Annotated in this window: 16 protein-coding genes; 14 read left to right on the plus strand and 2 right to left on the minus strand. The window is 75.2% G+C overall.

Annotated features, from left to right (window positions below):
• The first annotated feature begins 76 nt into the window (after nt 1–76).
• The 3 genes from ACFYOJ_RS12875 to ACFYOJ_RS12885 all read left to right on the plus strand — a co-directional run bounded on the left by ACFYOJ_RS12875 (nt 77) and on the right by ACFYOJ_RS12885 (nt 1,854).
• Complete coding sequence (locus ACFYOJ_RS12875; protein WP_356554772.1) at nt 77–241, plus strand: hypothetical protein; 165 nt, start codon at nt 77–79, stop codon at nt 239–241.
• Nucleotides 242–447: 206 nt separating this feature from the next.
• Nucleotides 448–1,104, plus strand: a complete 657-nt coding sequence (locus ACFYOJ_RS12880; RefSeq protein WP_356554774.1) for a class I SAM-dependent methyltransferase — start codon at nt 448–450, stop codon at nt 1,102–1,104.
• A 165-nt stretch (nt 1,105–1,269) separates the two neighbouring features.
• Nucleotides 1,270–1,854 (plus strand): Uma2 family endonuclease, encoded by a 585-nt coding sequence (locus ACFYOJ_RS12885; protein WP_356554776.1) that lies wholly within the window; start codon nt 1,270–1,272, stop codon nt 1,852–1,854.
• A 23-nt stretch (nt 1,855–1,877) separates the two neighbouring features.
• On the opposite strand, the gene ACFYOJ_RS12890 is transcribed toward ACFYOJ_RS12885, so the two are convergent.
• Nucleotides 1,878–2,414 carry an HNH endonuclease gene (locus ACFYOJ_RS12890; protein WP_356554778.1) on the minus strand — a complete coding sequence of 179 codons (537 nt, stop codon included), beginning with the start codon at nt 2,412–2,414 and terminating at the stop codon, nt 1,878–1,880.
• A gap of 333 nt (nt 2,415–2,747) precedes the next feature.
• Here ACFYOJ_RS12890 and ACFYOJ_RS12895 point away from each other — a divergent pair, with 333 nt between their 5' ends.
• From ACFYOJ_RS12895 to ACFYOJ_RS12945, 11 genes are all read left to right on the plus strand, one after another.
• Nucleotides 2,748–3,875, plus strand: a complete 1,128-nt coding sequence (locus tag ACFYOJ_RS12895; RefSeq protein WP_356554780.1) for a mechanosensitive ion channel family protein — start codon at nt 2,748–2,750, stop codon at nt 3,873–3,875.
• A 291-nt stretch (nt 3,876–4,166) separates the two neighbouring features.
• Complete coding sequence (locus tag ACFYOJ_RS12900) at nt 4,167–5,399, plus strand: ROK family transcriptional regulator (protein ID WP_356554782.1); 1,233 nt, start codon at nt 4,167–4,169, stop codon at nt 5,397–5,399.
• A 137-nt stretch (nt 5,400–5,536) separates the two neighbouring features.
• Nucleotides 5,537–6,802 carry a 6-phospho-beta-glucosidase gene (locus ACFYOJ_RS12905; RefSeq protein ID WP_356554783.1) on the plus strand — a complete coding sequence of 422 codons (1,266 nt, stop codon included), beginning with the start codon at nt 5,537–5,539 and terminating at the stop codon, nt 6,800–6,802.
• Nucleotides 6,793–7,764, plus strand: a complete 972-nt coding sequence (locus tag ACFYOJ_RS12910) for a BadF/BadG/BcrA/BcrD ATPase family protein (protein ID WP_356554784.1) — start codon at nt 6,793–6,795, stop codon at nt 7,762–7,764. The genes ACFYOJ_RS12905 and ACFYOJ_RS12910 overlap by 10 nt, the downstream gene beginning before the upstream one ends.
• Nucleotides 7,765–7,983: 219 nt before the next feature.
• Nucleotides 7,984–9,432 (plus strand): hypothetical protein, encoded by a 1,449-nt coding sequence (locus tag ACFYOJ_RS12915; RefSeq protein WP_356554786.1) that lies wholly within the window; start codon nt 7,984–7,986, stop codon nt 9,430–9,432.
• A 59-nt stretch (nt 9,433–9,491) separates the two neighbouring features.
• Nucleotides 9,492–10,538, plus strand: a complete 1,047-nt coding sequence (locus ACFYOJ_RS12920) for a glutamate ABC transporter substrate-binding protein (protein ID WP_356554788.1) — start codon at nt 9,492–9,494, stop codon at nt 10,536–10,538.
• A 95-nt stretch (nt 10,539–10,633) separates the two neighbouring features.
• Nucleotides 10,634–11,962 (plus strand): hypothetical protein, encoded by a 1,329-nt coding sequence (locus ACFYOJ_RS12925; RefSeq protein ID WP_356554789.1) that lies wholly within the window; start codon nt 10,634–10,636, stop codon nt 11,960–11,962.
• 46 nt (nt 11,963–12,008) lie between these two features.
• Nucleotides 12,009–14,741: a tetratricopeptide repeat protein gene (locus ACFYOJ_RS12930; RefSeq protein ID WP_356554791.1), complete on the plus strand. Its 2,733-nt coding sequence runs from the start codon at nt 12,009–12,011 to the stop codon at nt 14,739–14,741.
• A 3-nt stretch (nt 14,742–14,744) separates the two neighbouring features.
• Entirely contained in the window at nt 14,745–16,157 is a 1,413-nt protein-coding gene (locus ACFYOJ_RS12935) for a PP2C family serine/threonine-protein phosphatase (RefSeq protein ID WP_356554793.1), read from the plus strand.
• A gap of 126 nt (nt 16,158–16,283) precedes the next feature.
• Nucleotides 16,284–17,630, plus strand: a complete 1,347-nt coding sequence (locus tag ACFYOJ_RS12940; RefSeq protein WP_356554794.1) for a VWA domain-containing protein — start codon at nt 16,284–16,286, stop codon at nt 17,628–17,630.
• A 63-nt stretch (nt 17,631–17,693) separates the two neighbouring features.
• Nucleotides 17,694–19,199 carry an FHA domain-containing protein gene (locus ACFYOJ_RS12945; protein WP_356554796.1) on the plus strand — a complete coding sequence of 502 codons (1,506 nt, stop codon included), beginning with the start codon at nt 17,694–17,696 and terminating at the stop codon, nt 19,197–19,199.
• 15 nt (nt 19,200–19,214) lie between these two features.
• Here the strand turns inward: ACFYOJ_RS12945 and ACFYOJ_RS12950 are convergent, their stop codons facing one another.
• The gene (locus ACFYOJ_RS12950) at nt 19,215–20,189 is read right to left on the minus strand and encodes a methyltransferase domain-containing protein (RefSeq protein ID WP_356554798.1); all 975 of its coding nucleotides are present in this window, start codon (nt 20,187–20,189) and stop codon (nt 19,215–19,217) included.
• Between the last annotated feature and the right edge of the window lie 119 nt (nt 20,190–20,308).

Consider the following 20,308-nt stretch of genomic DNA (forward strand, 5'->3'; position numbering starts at 1 on the left):
GAGGCGACCTCAAGTCCGCTATTGGCCAGGGAAGTTGGGAGGGGCTCCAGCACGCCCCCTCGCTAGGGTGACCGGTATGACCGAACAGCAGCGCACGGGCCCGCAGTCGCAGCGGATCCGCCAGGCGGCGCGCCGGTCCCTGCCCAGGCGGCTGGCGATCCTGGCGGGGGTGTGGACGAGCCTGCCACTGCTCGCCGCGCTGCTCGTCCACGGCATCGGCGCCTCCGGTGGTCTCCTCTGAGTGGTGGACCGGCACGAGGACGCGGTCGCGGTGCGAGACGTACGGACCCTCGTCCTGTCCGCACCGGGCGACTCGACCGAGCTGACGCTCCCGCGCCGCCACCTGCCGGCCGGAACCCGTCTGATCACGCTCCTGCGCAAACCGCCACCTGCCCCGCAGCCACCTCCGCAGCTTCCCGGTCCGGGACGAACTGACAGAGGATCCGTATGACGTCACTGCCGCATCGACTCCTCCGGGCGCTCGACCGGTTCAACGCCGCTCATCCCTGGGACCACAACGCCCACTACCACCGCTGGATCCTGCGGCAGCTCCCCCGCCGGTTCGGCAGCGCGCTGGACGTCGGTTCCGGCAGCGGTGACCTGGCCCGGCTCCTCGCCTCCCGCGCCGACGAGGTCCACGGCGTCGACTCCGACCCCGTGATCACCTCGCGGGCGCGGGCGCTGACCTCCGAGTCGGCGGCGGTGTCCTTCACCGTGGCGGACGCCCTGACGGGACTCCCCGCCGGCCCCCACGACGTCATCACCTGCGTCGCCACCATCCACCATCTGCCGTTCACGGAGGCTCTCGACACCTTCCGCAGGCACCTGGCCCCTGGCGGCACACTGGTCGTCGTCGGCCTCTTCCGGCCGCGGACCGCCACGGACCACCTGCTCGGCGCGGCCGCCGTCCCCCTGAACGCCGCCACCGGGTGGATCAGGAACAGGGGGCGGAGTGCCGCCCCGCCCGTCTCGATGACCGCGCGGACCCGCCCGGCCGACATGTCCTTCTCCGACATCGCCGAAGCGGCCCGCACGGCCCTGCCCGGCGCCCGGCTGCGCCGTCGGCTTTTCTGGCGCTACACACTCACGTGGAGCCGCCCCTGAGCGGCAGCCGCCCCGACTCCCCCACGAACCGCTCCCGTGCCTGCGGCGCGAGGCGAAGCACCGGCCCGTCGGCAAGACCGTGCACGCCGAGTGGGACACCCCGCCCGGCAGGCCGGATCTCCTCTACGCTGAGCGTACGGACCCCCTCAGATCCGGAGGAGCCCTGTGACCGTGACCGCCGACAGGCCCCAGATGCGCGTCACCGAGTTCGAGGAACTCGCCCGCCATGCCGACCGGAACATAGAAGGCGCGCGGCTCGAGTTCATCAACGGACATCTCGGGGGGAAGGCCGTGCCGGACGGCGACCACGGAAACATCATCGAGTGGCTCACGCGTGTCTGCATGCAGCAGCGCCCCGATCTGTTCCTCAACTCCCACCAAGGTCTGATCATCGAGACTTACCGGGAGGGGCGCGCCCGCCCCGACGGCTCCCTGGTTCCCAGTTATGCCTTCGCCGGTGCGGGCGAATGGGCCGACCCCTCCCCCGTCCTCATGGTCGTCGAGGTCACCTCGTACGACTCCGACACCGACCGGCGCGACCGGGTCGAGAAGCCCCGGGCGTACGCCGAGACCGGTATTCCGGTGTACCTGCTGATCGACCGGGACACCCGCGAGATCAAGGTGCACAGCCGGCCGGACGGCGGGCGGTACGAGACCGTGCAGACCCTGCCCTTCGGCAAGGAGGTCGTGCTGCCCGAGCCGGTCGGGATCGCTCTGGACACCGGGCCCCTGAAGAACTGGGTGCGCTGAGCGGGCCCGGCCGGCCCGGTCCGTCAGGCCGAGATGCCGTCGATGCGGGCCAGGGCGTCGTCCGCGCCGTAGGGCTGCAGGTACGGCAGCCAGCGCGGGTCGCGGTGGCCCGTGCCGATGATGCGCCAGGCCAGGCCCGTGGGCGGGGCGGGCTTGTGGCGCAGGCGCCAGCCCAGCTCGACCAGGTGCCGGTCGGCCTTGACGTGGTTGCAGCGGCGGCAGGAGGCGACGACGTTGTCCCACGCGTGCCGGCCGCCGCGGCTGCGGGGGACGACGTGGTCGACGCTGGTGGCCACGCCGCCGCAGTACATGCACCGGCCTCCGTCGCGCGCGAAGAGCGCACGCCTGGTGAGAGGAACGGGCCCCCGGTAGGGGACCCGCACGAAACGCTTGAGCCGGACCACGCTGGGTGCGGGGACGGTGACGGTCGCGCTGTGCAGGAAGGCGCCGGACTCCTCGAGGCAGACGGCCTTGTTCTCGAGGACGAGGACGAGCGCGCGGCGGAGCGGTACGACGCCGAGTGGCTCGTACGACGCGTTGAGAACCAGGACATGCGGCACGGATGCCTCCTTGTACGCCGGCGGCGCGTGGCTCGCGCCGGGACGATCCGTAGTCAGTCTCCCCTCATGTCCGGCGCACGCGCCACCATGTCCCGGTAACGGGCCGGGAGTGTTTTCGACCACATCCGATGCATCCCCCGGAGCCTGACCAGTTCAAGCGCGGGTGAGCGCCGTCTCTTCCGTGAACTTCACGCCGATCCGCGCACGGTGCCCCGTTAGTGTGGTTGTTCTGCCCGTCCGGTGACCTTCCCGTGACCTTGGACCAGACCCTTGGACCGTTGTCGCCCGGCCGCCCCGCGCCGCGGACGGGCGCCGCACCTGGAGGTATCCGCCGTGTCCCTGTCCGCCGTCCTGTCGGCCGCCGTGCTGCCGGCCGCCGCCCTGCCGGACTCCGGTTCGTCGCCGTCGCCCTCGCCGTCCCCGGCGGTCCCGGGGGTGCCCACGCTCCAGGACGCCCAGGAGGGCGCGACGAACGCCGCGAGCTGGGTCGAGCAGAACTGGTCCACGTGGCTCGCGATCGGGCTGCGGGTGCTGCTGATCCTGGTGATCGCGACCGTGCTGCGGGCGGTGGTGCGGCGGGGCATCACCAAGCTGATAGACCGGATGAACCGCACCGCCGGTGCCGTGGACGGCACCGCGCTGGGCGGGCTGCTCGTGAACGCCGAGCGGCGCCGGCAGCGGTCGCAGGCCATCGGCTCGGTGCTGCGGTCCGTGGCCAGCTTCCTCATCCTCGGCACCGCGGCCCTGATGGTCCTCGGCACGTTCCAGATCAATCTGGCCCCGCTGCTGGCGTCCGCCGGTGTCGCGGGCGTCGCGATCGGCTTCGGCGCCCGCAACCTGGTCACCGACTTCCTCTCCGGCGTCTTCATGATCCTGGAGGACCAGTACGGCGTCGGTGACACCATCGACGCGGGCGTGGCCTCCGGCGAGGTCATCGAGGTCGGGCTGCGCGTGACCAAGCTGCGCGGTGCCGACGGCGAGATCTGGTACGTGCGCAACGGCGAGGTCAAGCGGATCGGCAACCTCTCCCAGGGCTGGTCGACGGCCGGCGTGGACGTCACCGTCCGCTCCGACGAGGACCTGGACAGGGTGAAGGAGACCATCGACGCGGTCGCCGAGCGGATGAGCAAGGAGGAGCCCTGGAACGAGATGCTCTGGGGCCCGATCGAGGTGCTCGGCCTGGACAGCGTCCTGCTGGACTCGATGGTCGTGCGGGTCTCGGCGAAGACCATGCCCGGCAAGTCCCTCACCGTGGAGCGCGAGCTGCGCTGGCGCATCAAGCGGGCCTTCGACGAGGCCGGCATCGCGATCGTCGGCGGCGCCACGTTCCCGGTGGACGGCGCCGTGGCCCCGGCGCCCGACCCGGCCGCGGGCGTCGCACCGCCGTCGGCCTACGCGAGCACCGCCTCGCCGCAGTCGATGGCCGCGTCCCCGATCACACCGCCGAGCACCACGAAGTAGCCCGCCCGGCGCGCCTCTCCTTCCCGTCCGGCCACCTCTCTCCCCGCCCCCGGAGCGACCAGCGCGTCGCCTCGGGGGCGGTGTTCTGCGCGGTCCCGCCGGACGGTCCCCGGAACGCCCCTGCCGGACAGCCTCCAAAGCGTCCCCGTCGACGGGTCCTGAGGGCTCTCCCTCTTGACGGGTCTGCCCGGGCGGACCTACGTTCCCCGGAGGACAGGAAACTTTCCTGACAGTCACCGCAGGCCCAGCCCCACGGGAGGCCGAGCGGCCGAGAGGCAGGTGCGCACCCACATGGCAGGAAGCTCCGGTACGCAGGACGCGCCGGGCACGCCGGGCACCCCGCGCGTCCTGCGCGCCATGAACGACCGGGCCGCCCTGGACCTCCTGCTGGAGCACGGGCCGCTGTCCCGCACCCGGATCGGCGGGCTCACCGGCCTGTCCAAGCCGACCGCCTCCCAGCTCCTGGCCCGCCTGGAGGCGGCGGGGCTGGTCCTGGCCGGCGGCACCACGCAGGGCCGGCCGGGCCCCGGCGCCCGGCTCTACGAGATCAACCCGGCCGCCGGACACGCCGCCGGCCTCGACGTCACCCCGGCCCGTGTCCTCGCCGCGGTCGCCGACCTCACCGGCCGCACGGTCGGCCGGTACGAGCTGCCCTCCCCGCGCCGGGACACCGGTGTCCCCGTCGTCCGGCAGGTCACCGACGCCCTCGACGGCGCGGTGAAGGCCGCCGGACTCGCCCGGGACGACGTCCGCCGCCTCGTCATCGGCACCCCGGGCGCCTTCGACCCGAACACCGGCCGGCTGCGCTACGCCGCCCACCTGCCCGGCTGGCACTCCCCCGGCCTCCTGGAGGAGATCGCCGCCGCCCTGCCGATGCCGGTCGGGTACGAGAACGACGTGAACCTCGCCGCCCTGGCCGAGCAGCGGCTGGGCGCGGCCCGCGGCCACCGGGACTTCGTGCTGCTGTGGAACCAGGAGGGGCTGGGCGCCGCACTGGTCCTCGGCGGCCGGCTGCACCGCGGCTGGACCGGCGGCGCGGGCGAGGTCGGCTTCCTGCCGGTGCCGGGCGCGCCGCTGGTGCGCCGGGTCACCCGGGCCAACAGCGGCGGCTTCCAGGAGCTGGCCGGGGCGCAGGCGGTGCCGGGGCTCGCCCGCGAGCTGGGCATCGGCCCCCTGCCGTCCGGACCGCCCGCCGAGTCGGCGGCCGCGCTGCTCGCCTCGGCCGCCCTGCGCCCCGACGACGCCCCCCACCGTCGCCTGCTGCGGACCTACGCCACCCGCCTCGCCACCGGGCTGGCCTCCCTCGTCTCCGTCCTCGACCCCGAGCTGGTGGTACTCGGCGGTACGGTCCTCGCCGCCGGCGGTGAGCCGCTGCGCGCCGCGGTCCAGGACGAGCTGGCGGAGCTGGCCGCGGCCGCGCCCCGGCTCGTCCTCGGCACCGTGACCGAGCGTCCCGTGCTGCGCGGTGCCCTGGAGACCGCGCTCGCCGCCACGCGCGACGAGGTCTTCGACACCACCCGCTGAACACCCCCCTTGAACATCTCCCGCCGGCGCGCGCACCCCACCGCGCCCCGTCCATCGCGCCCCACCGCGCCCCACCCCCGTCCCGGCCGCGACCGCGCCGGTCACGGCCTCCTGATCCGAGTGAAGGGCTGACGTACATGAAACTCACCGTGGTCGGCGGCGGTTCGACCTACACGCCCGAACTCGTCGACGGCTTCGCCCGGCTGCGGCGGACGCTGCCGGTCGACGAGCTGGTCCTCGTCGACCCGGCCGCGGACCGGCTGGAGCGGGTCGGGGGCCTCGCCCGCCGCATCTTCGCCCGGCAGGGGCACGGCGGCCGGATCGTCACCACCTCCGACCTGGACGCGGCCGTGGACGGCGCGGACGCGGTCCTGCTGCAGCTGCGCGTCGGCGGCCAGGCGGCCCGCGAGCAGGACGAGACGTGGCCGCTGGAGTGCGGCTGCGTCGGCCAGGAGACGACCGGCGCCGGCGGCCTCGCCAAGGCGCTGCGCACGGTCCCGGTGGTACTGGACATCGCCGAGCGCGTGCGCCGTACCAGCCCCGACGCCTGGATCATCGACTTCACCAACCCGGTCGGCATCGTCACCCGCGCCCTCCTGCGGGCCGGGCACAAGGCGGTCGGCCTGTGCAACGTCGCGATCGGGCTGCAGCGGAAGTTCGCCGCGCTGCTCGGCACGGCACCCGCCGACGTGCACCTGGACCACGTCGGCCTCAACCACCTCACCTGGGAGACCGGCGTCCGCGTCGGCGGCCCCGAGGGCGAGGACGTCCTGCCCCGGCTGCTGGCCGAGCACGGCGACGCCGTCGCCGCCGACCTCCGCCTGCCCCGGCCGCTCCTGGACCGCCTCGGCGTCGTCCCGTCCTACTACCTGCGCTACTACTACGCCCACGACGAGGTGGTGGACGAGCTGCGCACCAGGCCCTCGCGGGCCGCCGAGGTCGCGGCCATGGAGCGGCGGCTGCTGGAGATGTACGCCGACCCCGCCCTGGACGAGAAGCCGGCGCTGCTCGCCGGACGCGGCGGCGCCTACTACTCGGAGGCCGCCGTGGACCTCGCGGCGGCGCTGCTCGGCGGCACCGGCTCCCCCCACCAGGTGGTGAACACCCTCAACCGCGGCACGCTGCCCTTCCTGCCCGACGACGCGGTGATCGAGGTGCCGGCCGCGGTGGGCCGCGAGGGCGCCGTACCACTGGCCGTACCGGCCGTGGACCCGCTGTACGCGGGGCTGATGGCGAGTGTGACGGCGTACGAGGACCTGGCCCTGGACGCGGCCCTGCGCGGCGGGCGGGACCGGGTGTTCCGGGCGCTGCTCGCCCACCCCCTCGTCGGGCAGTACGCCCACGCGGAACGGCTCACCGACCTGCTGGTCGCGCACAACCGGGAGCACCTGGCGTGGGCCTGAACGCGAGCGTGCTCGCCCTCGACGCGGGCAACAGCAAGACGGACGTGGCCGTCGTGGCGGCGGACGGGGAGGTCCTCGCCACCGCCCGCGGCGACGGGTTCCGTCCGCACGCCGTGGGTGTCGGACCGGCGGTGGACGTCCTCGCCGAGGCGGTGACGCGGGCGTTCGCCGCGGCCGGCGTCACCGGCGCCGGCCACGTCTCGGCGTGCCTGGCCAACGCCGACCTGCCCGTGGAGGAGGAGGAACTGTCCGCCGCGCTGCGGGCGCGCGGGTGGGGTACGGGCGTCGAGGTGCGCAACGACACCTTCGCCGTCCTGCGGGCCGGCGTCACCGAGCCGCGCGGGGTCGCCGTCGTGTGCGGCGCCGGCGTCAACTGCGTGGGCATGCGCCCCGACGGCCGTACCGCCCGCTTCCCGGCCGTCGGCAGGATCTCCGGCGACTGGGGCGGCGGCTGGGCACTGGCCGAGGAGGCCCTGTGGCACGCGGCGCGCGCGGAGGACGGGCGAGGGGAGCCCACGGCGCTCGCCCGGACCCTGCCGGCGCACTTCGGGCTGGACTCCGTGTACGCCCTCGTCGAGGCCCTGCACCTGCGGCGCATCGAGCCGGTACGGCGGCACGAGCTGACCCCCGTCCTGTTCGCCACGGCGGCCGGCGGCGACGCCGTGGCCCGCGCGGTCGTCGACCGGCAGGCGGACGAGATCGTCGCCATGGCCACGGTCGCCCTGACCCGGCTCGGCCTGCTGGACGAGCCGGCACCGGTACTCCTCGGCGGCAGCGTCCTGGCCGCCCGGCACCCGCAACTCGACAATCGGGTACGGGAGTTGCTGGCGGCCCGCGCGCCCAGGGCGGTGCCGCGGGTGGTGACGGCACCGCCGGTGCTGGGGGCGGTGCTGCTGGGACTGGACCGCACGGGCGCGCCCGCCGCGGCGCAGGCGCGGGCACGGGCCCACTTCGGCGCCTGAGGGGGCCCGCGGGGGAGGCCGCAGGGGAACCGCGCCGGTTCCCCGGGCGTATTCATGGGCAGAGCTGAGGGGGACTCACCGATGGGGCGCGTGCCGGCCGGACGCGCCGGGAGCGGGGGTGCGGAACACCGCGGTCCGACCAAGATCGGGTAAGAGCGGTGCGAATCCCGGTGCGGGGCGCGATACTTGCGGCGACGGATGACCACGGGGGAGGTCAGAGTGACTCGACCGCCGAAGGGCAGCGCGGCGCCGGTGCCGGGCGCCGGCCCGGCCTTGCCCGGCACCGTGCCTCCGCGGACCGTTCCGCCGCAGCGGCCGGGCAAGGCCACCGCGGCCGCCGCCCCGCCGCTGCCGCCCCGCCGCACCGCGTTCGCCGAGGGCGTGGAGCGCCTGCGCGCGGCGGCCACCACCGAGCCCGGCCGGCTGCGCGCCGTCGGCGCCCTGCTCGCCGTACTCCTGCTCGCCTTCGGCGCCGTCACCGCCTGGGAGGCGAACGCGCGATCCGCCGCCGCCGCCGACATGCTCCACCGCGGCCGGTCGCTCAGCTCCGCCGCCGGCATCTACCGCTCCCTCGCCGACGCCGACACGGCGGCCTCCAGCGGCTTCCTCGCCGGCGGGCAGGAGACCACGGCCTCCCGCGACCGGTACGAGGACGGCGTGAGCGCGGCCGCCGAGGGACTGGTGAAGGCCGCCGCCGGCTCCGACGCCGGCTCCCCCGCCGCGGCGACCATCGCCAGGCTCAACCGCCTCCTGCCCGAGTACAAAGGCCTGATCGAACGCGCCCGCACCTACAACCGGCAGGGCTACCCCGTCGGCGGCGCCTATCTGCGCTACGCCAACGAGAAGATGCAGAAGGAGATGCTCCCGGCCGCGGAGGACCTCTACACCCGGGAGAACCGGCGGCTGAGCGGTGACTACGCCGACGCCAGGCCGTACCCCTGGGCGGCGATCGCCCTCGGCGCCCTCGCCCTCGCGGCCCTCGGCTGGGCGCAGCACCGCACCTACCGGCGCACCAACCGGGTCCTGAACCACGGCCTGGTCGCCGCCACGGCCGCCGCGGTGACCGCCCTGCTCTGGCTGGTCGCCGGCCACGGCGTCGCGCGGTCGGACCTGGGCGACTCCCACGACCACGGCGTACGCTCCCTGAACGCGCTGTACGAGGCCCGTATCGCCTCCCTCAAGGCCCGGGGGAACGAGAACCTCACGCTGGTGTCGCGCGGCGCGAAGACACGGAAGGTGGGCGGGGAGTCGCGCGACGCCTACGACCTCGACCACGACAAGAACATGACCGCCCTCGGCGAGAGGCTGACCGAGGCGCGGCGCCTCGCCGACGACCAGGCGGGCGAGAAGCCGGTCGCGGCGGCGGCCGCCGGCATGACGGAGTGGAAGAAGCGCCATGCGGCCGCCCGTGAGCAGGACGAGAACGGCAACTACCAGCAGGCGCTGGACCTGGTGATCGGCGAGCAGGGTGCCACGGCCGAGTGCTTCGACGAGGTCGACACCGCGCTGGCCGACGCCATCGGGCACGAGGAGGCGGAGTTCGGGCAGGCCGCGCGCGCCGGGCTGGCGGCGACGGACCACCTGCCCCAGGGTGCCGCCGCCCTCGCCGTCCTGGGCGCGGCCGGCGCGGTGCTGGGCATCGGCCGCAGACTGTCGGAGTACCGGTGAAGCGGGACGAGGACCCGGTGAGCGGGTGGGAAGGGGTACCCGTGAAAGGGGGCGTGAGGGTGCGTGCGCGAGGGCTGCGGGCCGGCCTGAGGGGCTGGGGCGGGGTGGGTGCGATGGCGCTCGCCTGCGCGCTGGCGGTGCTCTTCGCGCTGCTGCTGCCGATGGTGCGGTCGCACAGTGAGGGCGGCGGCGCGGACGCGGGCGGTCAGGGCACCGTCCACGGCCGGCAGGCCCGCGCGGCCGGGGAGTGCACGGAGCCGGAGAAGCAGACCCTGTCCCCGAGCAGTGCGGACGGCCCCACCATCAAGGCGATCCAGGACCGCAAGGGCGCCAAGCGCAAGCTGGTCGTCGGCGTCGACCAGAACAGCTACCGCTGGGGCTACCGCGACCCGAACAGCGGCGGTGACGCGGAGCTGGAGGGCTTCGACATCGACCTGGCCCGCCGCATCGCCCAGGACATCCTCGGCAGTCCGAAGGACGTGCAGTTCAAGGCGATACCCACCGACCAGCGCGAGAAGGCGATCGCGGACCAGCGGGTCGACATGGTGGTCCGCACCATGACCATCAGCTGCGAGCGCATGGAGAAAGTCGACTTCTCCGCCCCCTACTTCAGGACGGGCCAGCAACTGCTCGCCCCCAGGTCGTCCCCCATCACCGGATACAACAGCACGCTGGCCGGCAAGCGGATCTGCACGGCGGCGAGCTCGACGGCGCTGAGCACGCTGGAGCAGGACCGGCTGGACGGCGGATGGGGCGCCCGCGCCGATCTGCGCACCGTCGTGCCCAACCAGCTGGACTGCCTGGTACGCCTCCAGCTCGGCGAGGTCGACGCCGTGGTCACCGACGGCGCGCTGGCCGCCAGCCAGGCGGCGCAGGACCCCACGGTCGCGCTCAAGGGCGACACCTTCACCACCGAGTACTACGGGGTGGCGATGCGCAAGGGCGCCGACGACCTGGTGCGCCGCGTCAACCAGATCCTCGTGGAGTGGCGGGCGGACACGACCGGGGGCTGGCAGCACTCGTACGACGAGTGGCTGTCGAAGACCATGGGCGCCGACTGGAGGGGGTCGGCACCGCCGAAGCCGGAGTACCTGCGCGAGAGCTGACCGGCCGCCACGCCCCGAAAGCGCAGAAGGCGCAGAAGAAGAGCACGCACGAGTCCGTGACAGTGAAGCGGAAACAGTGAAGTGAAAGGTGACCGATGGGCGACACGGGTCCCTCCGGGCCGGTGATGGACCGGGACGAGGTCGACCGTGCGCTGGCGCGGCTCGGCGCGGAGCACGAGGCGGTCGAGACCTCGCTCCTCGCCCTGCAGGACCACGCGGGCCGCAGACTCCTGGAGGGCGCGGAGCTCACGGGCGTCACCCGGGAGCGCTGGGCCGCCGCGGAGGCGTCGATCACACTGCTGTGGACCTATTTCGACGCGTACACCCGGGCGTTGCGCACCGCCCGGGAGATCCGCGCCCGGCGCCGCTGGTCCAGCCACGAGGACCTGGTGGCGCTGACGGAGCTGCTGCGCGGCGAGGCGGTCACGGTGGCCGGGAGCGCCGCGGCCGGCGCGCCGGACCCGCAGGGCGGACCGGGCCGGCTCAGCGAGCGGTACTCGCTGGAGTCGCTGGTGGAGCGGATGAACCAGCTCTACGCGGCCTCCCTCGATCTGGTGGTCGCCGCCGACGCCGTCTGGTCGGCCCTGCCCGCCCGGATCGATCTGCTCGCCGCCGAGCTCCAGCGCACCCGCCGGCTCGCGCACTCCGTGGGCGTGCGCCCCGGCGAGCACCCGGCCGGCGACGACCTGGAGCGCATCACGCGCACGCTGACCCGGCTGCGCGAGCAGGTGGTGTCGGACCCGCTGGCGTTCTGGGTGCCCGCCGAGGGCAGTTCGGCACCGGGCGGCGGCCGGCCGGACACCACGGTGTACGACAGGGAGGCGCGCGCCCTGGAGGACGTGCGCCGCGAGATCGACGCGGTGCTGGCCGTACGCCAGGACGCCGAGCAGCGGATCGTACGGCTGCGGGACGTGCTCTCCAGGGCGGACCGCACGCTCGCCGAAGCCCGTACCGCGCGCGGCGAGGTGCTGGCGAAGATCGCGGCGACGGAGGTGCCGGTGGTCAGCGGCCCGCCGACCGCGCTGCAGGAGCAGCTGGCGGCGGCCGCCGAGTACCGCAGACACGCCCAGTGGCACCGCCTGTCGCCCCTCCTGGAGTCGCTGGAGGAGAAGGCGGAGGACGAACTGCTGCGTGCCCGTGAGTCGTTGACGGCGGTCACCGCGCCGCTCGCGGTCCGCGCCGAGCTGCGCGGCCGGCTGGACGCGTACCGGGCGAAGGTCGCCCGGCTGGGTTTCGCGGAGGACCCGGAGCTGACCGAGAAGTACGAGAAGGCGCGCCGCATGCTGTGGAGCGCGCCCTGCGACCTGCGCGTCGCCGAGCAGGCCGTGCTGCGCTATCAGCGGGCCGCGGCCGAACTGCTGGAATCCGCCCCGCGCGTGCCCGGCCAGGGCGGACCGGCGGACCGGGCGGAGCCGGGGACGTGAACGGCACGGGCGGCGTGGGCGGCACGGGCGACGGGGAGGCGGCGGCATGAGCCAGGAACAGCGGGCGTGCCAGCGCCCCGGCTGCGACGGGTCCTACGAGGACGTGGGCGGCGGCGAACTGTACTGCGACACCTGCGGTCTCGCGCCCGTCGTCGCGCCCGACGGCATGGTGGGCTCGGCGCCGACCGGGATCACCGGCGGCGGGCGCGGGTCGCGCTCCGCCGGGCGCGGGTCGCGTTCCAGCGGCCGCAGCGCGCGGTCGTCGTCGCAGCCCTCGCAGTCGTCGAGGTCCCGGCGTTCGGTGTCGGGCCGGCTGTCGCGGTCCATGCCGGGCCGGGCCACGGGCCGTTCGGTGTCGGTGCGCAGCTCGGGAACGCCCGCCGGTTCCTCCGCCCGGGGGCGGCTCGGTGCCGGCCTGGTCGAGGTCCCGGCGATCCCGCGGCCCGACCCGCGCGCGATGGTCCTGGCGAACCCCGAGGTGCCCGAGCGCAAGCGGTTCTGCTCGCGCTCGGACTGCGGGGCGCCGGTCGGCCGGGCGCGCGGGGACCGGCCCGGCCGCACGGAGGGCTTCTGCACCAAGTGCGGCCACCCGTACTCGTTCGTGCCCAAGCTGAGGGCCGGGGACGTGGTGCACGGCCAGTACGAGGTGGCCGGCTGTCTGGCGCACGGCGGGCTGGGCTGGATCTACCTCGCCGTGGACCGGGCGGTCGCCGACCGCTGGGTGGTCCTCAAGGGCCTGCTGGACACCGGCGACCAGGACGCGATGGCGGCGGCCATCTCCGAGCGGCGCTTCCTCGCGGAGATCGAGCACGCCAACATCGTGCGGATCTACAACTTCGTCGAGCACCTCGACCAGCGCACCGGTTCCCTCGACGGCTACATCGTCATGGAGTACGTCGGCGGCAAGTCCCTCAAGGAGATCGCCAACGCCCGCCGCACGCCGGAGGGCCGGCGCGACCCGCTGCCGGTGGAGCAGGCGTGCGCCTACGGCATCGGGGCGCTGGAGGCCCTCGGCCACCTGCACAGCCGCAACCTGCTCTACTGCGACTTCAAGGTCGACAACGCGATCCAGACCGAGGACCAGCTCAAGCTGATCGACATGGGCGCGGTGCGCCACGTGGACGACGACGAGTCGGCGATCTACGGCACGATCGGCTATCAGGCTCCCGAGGTCGTCGACGTCGGCCCGTCGGTGGCGTCCGACCTGTACACGGTCGGCCGGACCCTCGCGGTGCTGACGTTCGACTTCCAGGGCTACACCACCGTGTACGCCGACTCGCTGCCGGACCCGGACGGCATCGACGTGTTCCGGCGGTACGAGTCGTTCTACCGGCTCCTGGTGCGGGCCACCGACCCCGATCCGGCCCGCCGTTTCGCCTCGGCGGAGGAGATGGCGGAGCAGCTGACGGGCGTGCTGCGCGAGGTGGTCTCGCTGCAGACGGGCCGGGCCCGGCCCGCGCTGTCCACCCTTTTCGGACCCGAACTGCGGGTGGTCGACACGGAGTTGTTCCCCCAGCTGGACGGCGAGGTGTCGCGGCTGGGGGCGCGGGCGGTCCGTACGAGGAGACGCGGCTCCGGCGCGGCGGCCAAAGCGGTGTCCGGGGCACCGGGCGAAGCGGCCGGAGCACCCGGCGGCAACACCGGCGCGGGCGCCGTGCCCGCGGCCGGGCCGGCCCCGGCCGTGGGGGCGCCCGGCGGAGTCGTCCCGGCCGGCGCGGCCCACGGCGGCGCGGGGGCCGGCCCCGGTGCCGTGCTGCCCGCGGGGACGGGCGCGAGCGCCGGACCGCCGGGTGCCGTGAGCACGGCCGGCGCCCTCGGCGGTGCCGTGTCCGGGCTGGTGAAGGCCGTCGACGCCCCCACCGCCGCCCTCGCCCTGCCGGCTCCCCGGGTCGATCCCGGCGACCCCTACGCCGGTTTCCTGACCGGCCTGACGGCGTCCGCTCCCGGGGAGCTGCTGACCGCGCTGGCCTCCGTGCCGGCGCCGTCGACGGAGACCCGGCTGCGGCAGGTCCGGGCCCGGCTGGAGCAGGGCGACACGCGGGCCGCGCTGGAGGACCTGGAGAGGCTGGAGGACGAACGGCCCGACGACTGGCGGGTGGTCTGGTACCGGGGCACGGCCGCGCTGGTGACCGGCGGCCACGAGGACGCCGCGCTCGCCTTCGACGCCGTCTACGACGCCTTCCCGGGGGAGATCGCGCCCAAGCTGGCGCTCGCCCTGTGCGCCGAGGTGCTGGGCCAGCTCGACAACGCGGCCGAGTACTACCGCCTGGTCTGGTCGGCCGACCCGAGCCATGTCAGCGCCGCGTTCGGACTGGCCCGGGTCCAGCTGGCCGTCGGCGACCGGGCCGGCGCCGTACGGACGCTGGAGTCGGTGCCGGAGTCGTCCGTCCACTGCGCGGCCGCGCGGGTGGCGGCCGTGCGGGCACGCCTGCGACGGCGCAGCGCCGCGCCCGGCGACGTGGCGTTCCTGGACGATCTGACCGCCGCCGCGCGGCAGGTGGAGGCCCTGGACGTGTACGGTCTGGACCCGGCGCGCCGCGAGCAGTTGTCGGCCGAGGTCCTCGGCTGCGCCCTGGACTGGGTACTCTCCGGGGGCCGGGGTTCCGTCTCCCCCGCCGCCGGGGGACGGAAGCTGCTCGGCAGCGGTCTGGACGAACGCGGCCTGCGTTTCGGCCTGGAGCGTTCGTACCGCACGCTGGCACGGCTGGCGCGGGGCGGCGAGGAGAGGATCGACCTGGTGGAACGTGCCAATCGTTACCGCCCCCGGACGTGGGTGTAGTTGATGTCGCAGATGCCCCAGCAGGCCGCTGTGCCGAAGTGTCCGAGCTGCGAGGAACCCCTCGAGTCGGACGACCGTTTCTGCGGCGCGTGCGGATACGACCTGTCCGCCGTGCCCCCGCGGCCCGAGGACAGCCCGACGCTCGCCATGAACGGCACGGTGCCCGCCCCTTCGTCGCCTCCGGACGGCGTCGGCCGGCCCGCGCCCGCGCACCCGCCGGCCGGCCCCCCGCCGCCACCGGCCGCCGCACCACCGGCACCGCCCGCCGCGCTGCCCCCTCCGCCGCCTCCCGCCCCGCCGGCCCACCCGGCCGCGTACGCACCGCCCGGCACCGGTCCCGGAGCCGGTCCGGCGGCCTCCGGCGTACGGTCCGACCGTCCGGCCGAGCCCGACGAGTACCCGCTCCAGGCACCGGACCCGCGGTCGGCCCCGGTGTCCGCGCACTCACCGGCGCCCGGACCCGCACCGGCCCCGGGTGCCGTCCCCGCGCCGCCCGCCGCCGGCAAGGTGTGCGTGGCCTGCCGCGCGGGCCGCGTCGACGACGACGGCTACTGCGAGAACTGCGGGCACGCCCAGCCCCGCGAACGCGACCACATGGAGCAGGAGTCGGGCCCCGTCGCCGCGGTCAGCGACCGCGGGCTGCGCCACCACCGCAACGAGGACGCGTTCTCCGTCGGCTGCACCGCGCTGCCCGACGGCGCCCCCGCGGCCGTGGCCATCGTCTGCGACGGCGTGTCCTCCGCGACGCGCCCCGACGACGCCTCGCTCGCCGCCTCCCGCGCCGCCGGTGAGTCGCTGCTCGCCGCCCTGCCGCGCGGGACGCACCCGCAGCAGGCCATGCACGAGGCGATCGTCGCCGCCTCGCGCGCCGTCAACGCGCTGGCGGACGAGCCCGCCACGGCCCTCGAGCAGGCCCCGCACCAGAACGCCCCCGCCTGCACCCTGGTCGGCGCCGTGGTGGCCTCGGGTCTGCTGGTCGTCGGCTGGGTCGGCGACAGCCGCGTCTACTGGGTGCCGGCGGACCGCAGCGCCCCGCCCGCCCGGCTCACCGAGGACGACTCGTGGGCCGCGCAGATGGTCGCCGCCGGCCTGATGAGCGAGGCCGAGGCGTACGCCGACGAGCGCGCCCACGCGATCACCGGCTGGCTCGGCGCCGACGCCTACGAACTGGAGCCGCACACCGCCTCGTACAAGCCGGACCGCGCGGGCGTGGTCGTGGTCTGCACGGACGGCCTGTGGAACTACGCCGAGACGGCCGAGGAGATGGCCGCGGCCGTCCCCCTCGACGCCGCCGAACGCCCCCTGCACAGCGCCCGGGTGCTGGTCGGCCACGCCCTGGACGGCGGGGGCCACGACAACGTAACAGTGGCCGTCGTGCCGTTCCCGGCCCCGCTCGCGGGGGCAGGATCGGTCTGAGGCCCACGCCGCCGCGCCGCGCGCCCCGGGTGCGCGGCGCGGCGGTCTCGCGGGCCGCAGGGGGCGGCCCGCGCCAGCAGCCGTCACCCCGCCGCGGTGGGGACGTAGAGGGGGATGCGAACCGGCATGGCCAATTTCTCGAAGTCGAACGTGCCGCAGTTCTCGGTGGACGTCTACCAGAACGAGTACCTCCCCGAGGGCGGCCGCGTGGTCGACGCGATCGTCACGGTCACCGCGACCGGCGGCGGCACCGTCGGGAACGCGGTCTCGGCGTCCCGGCTGTACGCGCCGGGCCAGGGGCCGTCCGCGGCCGTGGCGCTGATGGTCGACTGCTCGGGCTCGATGGACTACCCGCCGGCCAAGATGCGCAACGCCCGGGACGCGACGGCCGCCGCGATCGACACCCTGCGCGACGGCGTGCACTTCACGGTGATCGCCGGTACGCACGTGGCCGCCGAGGTCTACCCGGGCGGCGGCCGGCTCGCGGTCGCCGACGCCACCACCCGCGAGCAGGCCAGGCAGGCGCTGCGCCGGCTGAGCGCGGGCGGCGGCACCGCCATCGGCACCTGGCTGCGGCTGGCCGGCCGGCTGCTGTCCACCGCGGACGTCACCATCCGGCACGGCATCCTCCTCACCGACGGGCGCAACGAGCACGAGTCGCCCGAGGACCTGAGGGCGACGCTCGGCGCCTGCGCCGGACAGTTCACCTGCGACGCCCGCGGCGTGGGCACCGACTGGGAAGTGAAAGAAGTCACAGCGATCGCCTCCGCCCTGCTCGGCACCGCCGACATCGTCGCCGACCCGGCGGGACTGGCCGCCGACTTCACGCGGATGATGGAGACGGCCATGGGCAAGGAGGTCGCCGACGTCTCCCTGCGCCTGTGGACCCCGGTCGGCACCACCGTGAAGTTCGTCAAACAGGTCGCGCCCACGGTCGAGGACCTGACCGGCCGCCGCACCGAGGCCGGACCGCGCGCCGGGGACTACCCCACCGGCTCCTGGGGCGACGAGTCCCGCGACTACCACGTCTGCGTGGAGGTACCGGCCGCGGACATCGGCCAGGAGATGCTGGCGGCCCGCGTCTCCCTGGCCGTCCCCGGGCCGGACGGCGGCGTCCGGAACCTCGGCGCCCAGGGCCTCGTACGCGCCGTGTGGACGGACGACCTGGTCGCCTCCACCTCGATCAACCCCCAGGTCGCCCACTACACCGGGCAGGCCGAACTGGCACAGGTCATCCGACAGGGACTGGAAATGCGCAAAGCGGGCGATATCGACGGAGCAACGGCCAAACTGGGCCGGGCGGTCCAGCTCGCGGGAGCCTCCGGAAACGCGGATACGGCGAAACTGCTTGCGAAGGTGGTGGACGTGGTCGACGCGGCGGCAGGTACTGTGCGACTGAAAGCGAAGGTCGAGGAGGCCGACGAGATGACTCTCGAGACCCGGTCGACGAAGACCGTTCGTGTGAAGAAATGACGCAGTAACACAGTGCCGTACGACAACACAGCGACAAGCTCCGCAAGAGGGGGAAGCTCCGACATGCCGACCTGCCCGAACGGACACCAGTCGGGTTCCGACGACTGGTGCGAGGTCTGTGGTCACCGCATGGCCGGTGCCGTGCCGCCTCCTCCCCCGCCTCCGCCACCCGGCGGCGGCTACGGCTTCCCCCCGCCCGGCGGGCAGGGCGGGCAGGGCGGACCCGGCGGCCCCGCCGCGGGACAGCAGCTGTGCCCGCAGTGCCGCACGCCGCGCGAGGGCGCCGCGCCGTTCTGCGAGGAGTGCCGGTGGAACTTCCTCACCAACACCGCCACCTCGTACACCCCGGCGGCCCCGCGCCCGCCGGCGCCCGGCCCGGGTCCCCGGTTCCCGCAGTCGCCGGGCGGAGCGTCCTCCGGCGGCAACGACACGTACGACTACCAGGGGTCGCGCCCGTCCCAGATGAACCGGCCCGCCGAGCCGATCCCGCCGGGCCCGTCCTTCGGCGGCGCCCCGTCGGGCCCCGGCGGCCAGGACGGCCCTTCCGGCTTCCCCGGCCGTGACAACCAGGGCGGCCCCTCCGGCTTCCCGAACTCCGGCCAGGGCGGGCCCTCGCCCTTCCCGGCCCCCGGCGGCCAGGACGGCCCCTCCGGCTTCCCCGGCCGTGACAACCAGGGCGGCCCCTCCGGCTTCCCGGGCCGCGAAGAACAGAGTGGTCCTTCCGGCTTCCCGGGCCGCGGCGGCCAGAGCGGTCCTTCCGGCTTCTCGGGTCCCGGCGGCCAGGACGGTCGCGGCGGCCCGTCGGGGCCGCCCGCCCCGCCCTCGTTCGGTGGCGACCCGTCGCGGCCGGCCCCGCCGCCCGGCCCCGCCCCGCACGGTCCCGGCGGGCCCGGCGGCCCCGGTGGTCCCGGTGGTCCTCCGCGGGCGTTCCAGCAGTCCGGGCCGCCGGCTCCTCCCGCCTTCCCGCAGGAGACCGGCCGGCCGCAGCCGGGCGGACCGTCCTTCGGCGGCGGTGACGACGACTGGACGCTCCCTCCTCCGTCGTCCGGCCCCGGCGCCCCGGGCGGCCCCGCGCAGGGCGGCGGCTACGGCTACCCCCAGCCCGGCACGCCCCAGTCCCCGCCCGGACACGGCTTCCAGCAGCCCCAGCAGCCCCAGCGGCCGGCGACCTGGACGGCGACCATCGCTCCGGACCGCGAGTACTTCATGGCGATGATGCAGCGCTCCGGCCCCGAGGCCGCCGGCCTGAACATGCCCGCGTACTCGCCCGAGCAGCAGCGCACGCTCACCGGCAACCAGGTCAGCATCGGCCGCCGCCGGCACTCCACCGGCGACACCCCGGACATCGACCTGGCGGTGCCGCCGGAGGACCCGGGCGTCTCGCACCAGCACGCGGTGCTGGTCCAGCAGCCGGACGGCAGCTGGGCGGTCGTCGACCAGAACTCGACGAACGGCACGACGGTCAACGGCGGCGAGGAGCCGATCCAGCCGTTCGTGCCGGTGCCGCTGCAGGACGGCGACCGGGTGCACGTCGGCGCCTGGACGACGATCACGATCCGCCGCGGCTGAGACAGGTCCGGGCCGTCAGGCGAAGGGCCAGGCGTGGGGACCCTCCGGGTCGTCCAGCCAGGCCCAGGCCCGCTCGCCGCGGACGGTGACGCCGTAGCGCTCGCGCCGGGGGGCGTTCTCGCGCTCCCACAGCGCGTACGCCTCCCGCGGGGCGAGGGCGCCCCGGGACAGGGCGAGCAGGAACCGGAACAGGTCGTCGTCGCGGGCGCCGCGCGGCACCCCGCCGAGGCCCTGCGGCTCCGGCTCGGCCCGCGCGGCGCCGCGCAGCGGGACGAAGTAGGCGGGCGTGTGCAGGAAGTGTCCTTCGGCGTGCCCGGCGTCGTGGACGGTGAGCGCGGCCAGGCCGGTGGCGAGCGGCGTCAGGATCCGGCCGCCGGGCCGGCACTGGGCGAGCCAGGCGCGGGGGACCGTCGGCAGCTCACAGGTCGCGATGATCCTGTCGTAGGGGGCGCGTTCGGGTACGCCGCGCGCCCCGTCGCCGGTGACGACGGCCGGGTGGTGGCCGGCGGCGGCGAGGTGCCGGCGGGCCGACTCGGTGATCTCCGGGTCCAGGTCGACGGTGGTGACCAGGTCGTCGTCGCCGAGCCGGTGGGCGAGCAGGGCCGCGTTGTAGCCGGTGCCGGCGCCGATCTCCAGGACCCGGCTGCCGTCGGTCACGCCGAGCTCCACCAGCATCGTTGCCATCAGCGAGGGCTGGCTGCTGGAGGAGAGCAGCTCGCCGTCGCGCAGCCGGGTCGCCAGCGGGACGTCGGCGTAGGCGCCGCGCACCCAGCGTTCGCGGGCCGCGGGGTCGGGGTGCTCGCCCCACCGGCGCTCGTAGCCGCCGCGGACGCCGACGTAGTAGTACGGCACGAAGAGATGGCGCGGGACCGCGGCGAACGCCTCCCGCCAGACGGGGTCGGCCGCCCAGGCGCCGCTGAGCTCGATCTCGCGCACCAGCTCCGCCCGCGCGGAGGCGGCGAGGCTCTCCAGGTCCGGCTGCCCGCCCATGTCTCCACAGTAGGTCCCCGCGGACGCCCGCGGACACCGGGGCACCGGCGGAGGAGCACGGGTACGGGAGGGTGTGGGGAAGGACGGGTCCTAGGCCCACGGACCTATGTCCCGCCGTC

The sequence above is a fragment of the Streptomyces sp. NPDC006384 genome (assembly GCF_042870695.1).
In the GTDB taxonomy this organism is placed as follows: domain Bacteria; phylum Actinomycetota; class Actinomycetes; order Streptomycetales; family Streptomycetaceae; genus Streptomyces.

Bases quoted from the DNA above. Each gene is read 5' to 3' on its own strand.
- ACFYOJ_RS12940 (WP_356554794.1), top strand. From the start codon at position 16,284: ATGGCCAATTTCTCGAAGTCGAACGTGCCGCAGTTCTCGGTGGACGTC.
- ACFYOJ_RS12900 (WP_356554782.1), top strand. From the start codon at position 4,167: ATGGCAGGAAGCTCCGGTACGCAGGACGCGCCGGGCACGCCGGGCACC.
- ACFYOJ_RS12905 (WP_356554783.1), top strand. From the start codon at position 5,537: ATGAAACTCACCGTGGTCGGCGGCGGTTCGACCTACACGCCCGAACTC.
- ACFYOJ_RS12925 (WP_356554789.1), top strand. From the start codon at position 10,634: ATGGGCGACACGGGTCCCTCCGGGCCGGTGATGGACCGGGACGAGGTC.
- ACFYOJ_RS12930 (WP_356554791.1), top strand. From the start codon at position 12,009: ATGAGCCAGGAACAGCGGGCGTGCCAGCGCCCCGGCTGCGACGGGTCC.
- ACFYOJ_RS12875 (WP_356554772.1), top strand. From the start codon at position 77: ATGACCGAACAGCAGCGCACGGGCCCGCAGTCGCAGCGGATCCGCCAG.
- ACFYOJ_RS12935 (WP_356554793.1), top strand. From the start codon at position 14,745: ATGTCGCAGATGCCCCAGCAGGCCGCTGTGCCGAAGTGTCCGAGCTGC.
- ACFYOJ_RS12950 (WP_356554798.1), bottom strand. From the start codon at position 20,189: ATGGGCGGGCAGCCGGACCTGGAGAGCCTCGCCGCCTCCGCGCGGGCG.
- ACFYOJ_RS12880 (WP_356554774.1), top strand. From the start codon at position 448: ATGACGTCACTGCCGCATCGACTCCTCCGGGCGCTCGACCGGTTCAAC.
- ACFYOJ_RS12945 (WP_356554796.1), top strand. From the start codon at position 17,694: ATGCCGACCTGCCCGAACGGACACCAGTCGGGTTCCGACGACTGGTGC.